Below are 1565 nucleotides of genomic sequence, written 5' to 3' on the forward strand. Positions count from 1 at the left end.
CATCCGATGCCATCGCCGATCACCTACCGCCGTGCCTGTGCCTGTGCCTGTGGCCCCTCGACTGAGTACGTCACGGCCAACGGCCTGAGTAGCCCGCCCCATTCCCCGTCGGCCCGCCGCTGCTCGAATGGAGCCATGACCCGTACCGAGACCACCGCTCCCGCCCGGCACCCCCACATCGCCCAGGTGTCCGCGGCCGGTTCGGCCCTGGCCGTGGCCCTGGTCCCGCTGGTGCTCGGCGTGCTGCTGGCCAAGGCGATGGCGGCCGACCCGCTGACCCCGGTCAACGCCCTGATCGCGGGCGGCGGCCAGCGGGCCCGGATGGCCCCCACCGAGCTGCGCCGCCGCGGCGGCGACGCCGTCCGCCGCCTCCGGGCCGCCACCGGCGCCCGCCGGGCGGCCGTCCGGTGCGGGGACGCGCCCGAGTAGGGTCTGAGGAATGGACAGCACGACACAGACCCTGTACTTCCACCCCGCCTATCTCGACGCCGTGCGCAGCGGGCGGAAGACGACCACGGTGCGGTTCCGGGACCCGGTCGAACCGGGCCCGGTGCGCATGGTGTTCGAGTCGGACGACGAGGTGGTGCTGTCCGGTGCGGTCACCGGCACCACGTCCCGGGCCGTGGCCGAACTGACCGACGCGGACGCGGTCGCCGACGGGTTCCGCGATCTGGCCGAGCTCCAGGACCGCCTGCGCTTCCACTACCCCGACATCGCGCCGACCGACGAGGTCACCGTCGTCCACTTCCGCCTGACGGACTGACAGCACCCCTTCACGGGCGTCCGTACTGGCCCACGCACAGGTCCACGATCGCGGGCGGGACGTTGCCCTCCGCCGCCTCGCACAGGGCGTCCATCCCCGGACCCCCGGGCGGAACCGGCGGTACGCCGTGCGGGTGCGCCGGGCGGGCCTTGCGGGGGATGCGGCGCGGCGGCGTCGGCTTGGCCGGGCGCTTGCGGGCGGGCAGGACCAGCTCCTTGGCCGGGGCCTGCGACGACCCGGGTGCCGGGACGTCGTCCGGCACGGGGACGGGCGGCGCCGCGGAGGCCTGCGGCAGCGGGCCGAGCGGCAGCACCGGGGCGCCGGCCGGGGTGCCGGTGCCCCGCGACGGGGCCGTCGCCTGCGGGGTGACGGACACGCACCCGGCGCTGGCGAGGAGCGCGACGAGGGAGAGGGGCACGGCACGGCGTAACTGCATCCGTCCACCATGCCGTACGCCGCCCCGCCCCGCCGCGTACGGTCACGCGCACGGGTGAGGGCGCCCGAGGCACACCCGGGTCGTCCGGTGGTCCGGACCTCCGGGAGCGCCCGTACCGTCCGCCGCGGACGCCGTCCGGACGCACCCGCCGCGCAGGCCGTCGGACGGCCGGAACGCGCCGCGCGTCCGGCCGAGTCGTATGCCCTCCTGTACGGACAGACGGGATGCATGGGGCAGCTCGGACATCCGGCTTGACCTGGGCGTTCCTGGAGGGAAAGAGTGCGCCCGACCGAGCAACCCGCCACCGTGCCCACGGAGTCGTCCGCCATGTCCCGCACCGTCCGCTCCGCCCTCGTCCCGGCGGCG

General features: G+C 76.0%; 3 protein-coding genes. 2 read left to right on the forward strand and 1 reads right to left on the reverse strand.

What is annotated here, in order from left to right:
• Positions 1 to 135 precede the first annotated feature (135 nt).
• Both EF918_RS35570 and EF918_RS35575 read left to right on the forward strand, forming a co-directional pair.
• Positions 136 to 429, forward strand: coding sequence for a hypothetical protein (locus tag EF918_RS35570; protein ID WP_125652960.1), 294 nt, complete (start codon positions 136 to 138; stop codon positions 427 to 429).
• 10 nt (positions 430 to 439) lie between these two features.
• Entirely contained in the window at positions 440 to 763 is a 324-nt protein-coding gene (locus EF918_RS35575; RefSeq protein ID WP_125652961.1) for an ASCH domain-containing protein, read from the forward strand.
• A 10-nt stretch (positions 764 to 773) separates the two neighbouring features.
• On the opposite strand, the gene EF918_RS35580 is transcribed toward EF918_RS35575, so the two are convergent.
• A complete protein-coding gene (locus tag EF918_RS35580; protein ID WP_125652962.1) occupies positions 774 to 1199 on the reverse strand; it encodes a hypothetical protein in 426 nt (141 codons plus the stop codon).
• Positions 1200 to 1565 lie beyond the last annotated feature (366 nt).

It is taken from the genome of Streptomyces sp. WAC06614, from assembly GCF_003949795.1.
Lineage (GTDB): Bacteria > Actinomycetota > Actinomycetes > Streptomycetales > Streptomycetaceae > Streptomyces.